Source organism: Streptomyces sp. ATLC9, assembly GCF_057196705.1.
The window spans coordinates 1-3,180 of sequence record NZ_JBXUOY010000408.1 but is presented as its reverse complement, the minus strand read 5'-3'; the positions used below and the strand labels follow the sequence as shown (position 1 = coordinate 3,180).

Genomic DNA, 3,180 nt, shown 5'->3' with positions numbered 1-3,180 from the left:
ACCGGACCCGCCCTCCCCGCCGCGCCGGCCGGCCCGGCGGCACCCACCGCCGCGTTCGGCACGCCGGACACCGCCGAGACGCCGGCCCCGCCGGCGGGCGAGACCACCCACGGGCTGCCGGTACGCCCCCGGGGCCACACCCTGGCCCGGGCCGACCGCACCCGTGAGCGGGCGGCCGACGCCTCCGCCGGACTCGCGCAGCGGAAGCGCCCCGGCCGTGACGCCGGGGCGAGCTTCGGGGCGTTCCACCGCGCCAGGCGTCCCGAGAACCCCTCCGAGTAGGCGCGCCCCTCCGAGACACCCGGGGCGCCCGCCCGACCAGCCGGGCGCCCCACCCCCAGCGAAGACCGTGAGATTGGAGACACGGGCCGGTGGCCGGACAGTCGGCCCGAAGCGCCCGATGCAGATCATGGAGACCACCGACAACAGCCTGACCTGGCTTCTCGAGAGCCTGCTCAACCGCACTCCCGGGACCCGACACGCCCTGGTGCTCTCCCGCGACGGGCTCAAGCTGTGCTGGAGCAGCAGTCTGACCCTGGACCGGGCCGACCAGCTCGCGGCCATCTCCTCCGGAATGCAGGCCCTGGCACAGGGAGCCTCGGTGGAGTTCGGCGACAGGAGCGGAGGTGTGCGGCACTCGATGACGGAGTTCCACGGGGGGCTGCTGTTCATCGTCGAGGCCGGGGAGGGCGCCCATCTGGCCGTCGTCGCCGACGACAACGCGGACCCCGGCGTGGTCGGCCACCAGATGGACGAGCTGGTCGAGCAGATCGGCGAGCACCTGCGCGCCGAGCCGCGCAAGTCGGACGAGGGCGGCGTCCCGTCGTGATCCGCAAACCCGTCGACATCGGCGACCCCCACCGGCTCTACACCGTCACCGGCGGACGCAGCCGGGGCGAGGAGGCCGGGCTGGACCTGGTCACGCTCATCGTCAGCGAGTGCCGGCCGACGGATGGCATGCAGTCGGAGCACGTACGCATCCTGGAGCTGTGCGACCACCCCACCGCGGTGGTCGAGATCGCGGCCGATCTGCGCCTGCCCATCACCGTGGTGAAGATCCTCCTCGGCGACCTGCTCGCCGCCGGACGCATCACCGCACGGAACCCGCGTCCGTCCGCCGCGCACGGCGACGCGCCCGAATCCGCCCTGTTGAAGGAGGTGCTCATTGGACTCCGCAACCTCTGAGGCCCCGGCACGCACGCCGCTCGCGGACGCCGCCGAGACCGGACTGAAGATCGTCATAGTGGGCGGCTTCGGTGTCGGGAAGACGACGCTGGTCAGATCCGTCAGCGAGATCCGTCCCCTGAACACCGAGGAGGTCATGACCCAGGCGGGCGCGGGGGTGGACGACACCGCCGGCCTGCGGAACAAGAACACCACCACGGTGGCGTTCGACTTCGGACGGATCAGCCTCAACGAGCAGACCGTGCTGTACCTGTTCGGGGCGCCCGGCCAGGAGCGCTTCTGGTTCCTGTGGGACCGGCTGTTCTCCGGGACACTCGGCGCGGTGGTGCTGGTGGACACCCGGCGGATGGCCGACTCCTGGTACGCGATCGACCGGCTGGAGCACCACCGGACCCCGTTCGTGGTGGCCGTCAACCGGTTCGACGACGACGGCTCGCGCTTCTCCCTGGGCGAGATCCGCCAGGCCCTGGACCTGCCGGACGACGTGCCCCTGGTCGACTGCGACGCCCGGCTGCGCGACTCCGGCAAGAACGTGCTGATCACCCTCGTCGACCACCTCTACCAGCAGGCGCTGGCACGGGAGATGACCGCATGACCGACCAGCTCGACCAGTCCGGCCAGTCCGGCCAGTCCGGCCAGTCCGGCCAGGACCCCGCCGGGACGCCCGCCCCGCCGCCCGGCTGCCCCGCGGCCCATCCCGAGGCCGTTCCGCTCAGCGGCCTGGAGTACCAGCAGACCCCCTTCCAGCTCTACCGGGCGCTGCGCCGCGACCACGGCACGGTCGCCCCCGTGCTGCTGGACGGCGGCATCCCCGCCTGGCTGGTGCTCGGATACGCCGAGGTCTCCTACGTCACCGGCCACGACGAGCTGTTCGCCCGGGACTCGCGGCGCTGGAACCAGTGGCCCGCCATCCCCGCCGACTGGCCGCTGCTGCCGTTCGTCGGCTACCAGCCGTCGGTGCTGTTCACCGAAGGGGCCGAGCACCAGCGGCGGGCGGGCGTCATCAGCACGGCTCTGGAGGAGGTCGACCAGCTGGAGTTCTCCCAGGACTGCCGGGAGATCGCCGAACAGCTCCTGGCCGAGTTCGCGGGCAGCGGGCAGGCCGAGCTGATGTCCGCGTACGCCCACGCCCTGCCGATGCGCGCGGCGGTCCGGATGTGCGGCATGCCGCTGGCGGGATCCGACACCGACGACCTGGTGGACGACCTGCGGATGTCCCTGGACGCCTCGGAGGGCGACGACCCGGTCGCCGCGTACGTCCGCGTCCAGGAGCGCATCCAGCGGCTGGTCGCGGAGAAGCGCGAGGACCCCGGCCCGGACGTCACCTCACGCATGATCGCCGACCCGGCCGGGCTGACCGACGAGGAGATCGTGCAGGACCTGATCTCCGTCATCGCCGCGGCCCAGCAGCCCACCGGCAACTGGATCGGCAACACCCTGCGGCTGCTGCTCACCGACGACCGCTTCGCCGTCAACGTCTCCGGCGGCCGGGTGAGCGTGGGCCAGGCGCTCAACGAGGTGCTGTGGCTGGACACCCCCACGCAGAACTTCATCGGCCGCTGGGCGGTCCGCGACATCCAGCTCGGCGGCCGGCAGATAAGGGCCGGCGACTGCCTGGTGCTGGGGCTGGCCGCGGCCAACACCGACCCGCAGATCTGGCCCGAGGGGCACGTCGGGGCGCAGGTCAACTCCGCCCACCTGAGCTTCAGCAACGGCGAGCACCGCTGCCCCTACCCCGCACCCCAGCTGGCCGACGTCATCGCCCGCACCGCGGTGGAGACGCTGCTGGAGCGCCTGCCGGACACCGTCCTGGCGGTGGAGCCGGAGGAGCTGACCTGGCGGCCGTCCATCTGGATGCGGGGCCTGGTGTCCCTGCCGGTCGCCTTCACACCCGTGGTGTAGCCCCCGCGGGGGGGGGGGGGGGGGGGGGGGGGGGGGGGGGGGGGGGGGGGGGGGGGGGGGGGGGGGGGGGGGGGGGGGGGGGGGGGGGGGGGG

General features: G+C 73.3%; 4 protein-coding genes and 1 pseudogene. All 5 read left to right on the top strand.

From position 1 onward, the window contains the following. Positions 1–282: pseudogene (locus AC2CJA_RS25560) on the top strand (ATP-binding protein); the annotation flags it as partial. Between the two features lie 127 nt (positions 283–409). After that, positions 410–829: a roadblock/LC7 domain-containing protein gene (locus AC2CJA_RS25555; RefSeq protein ID WP_484605037.1), complete on the top strand. Its 420-nt coding sequence runs from the start codon at positions 410–412 to the stop codon at positions 827–829. Continuing rightward, entirely contained in the window at positions 826–1,185 is a 360-nt protein-coding gene (locus AC2CJA_RS25550) for a DUF742 domain-containing protein (RefSeq protein WP_484605036.1), read from the top strand. Before AC2CJA_RS25555 ends, AC2CJA_RS25550 begins: the two co-directional genes overlap by 4 nt. Then, entirely contained in the window at positions 1,166–1,780 is a 615-nt protein-coding gene (locus tag AC2CJA_RS25545; protein WP_484605035.1) for a GTP-binding protein, read from the top strand. The genes AC2CJA_RS25550 and AC2CJA_RS25545 overlap by 20 nt, the downstream gene beginning before the upstream one ends. Beyond that, positions 1,777–3,087: a cytochrome P450 gene (locus AC2CJA_RS25540; RefSeq protein ID WP_484605034.1), complete on the top strand. Its 1,311-nt coding sequence runs from the start codon at positions 1,777–1,779 to the stop codon at positions 3,085–3,087. Before AC2CJA_RS25545 ends, AC2CJA_RS25540 begins: the two co-directional genes overlap by 4 nt. Positions 3,088–3,180 lie beyond the last annotated feature (93 nt).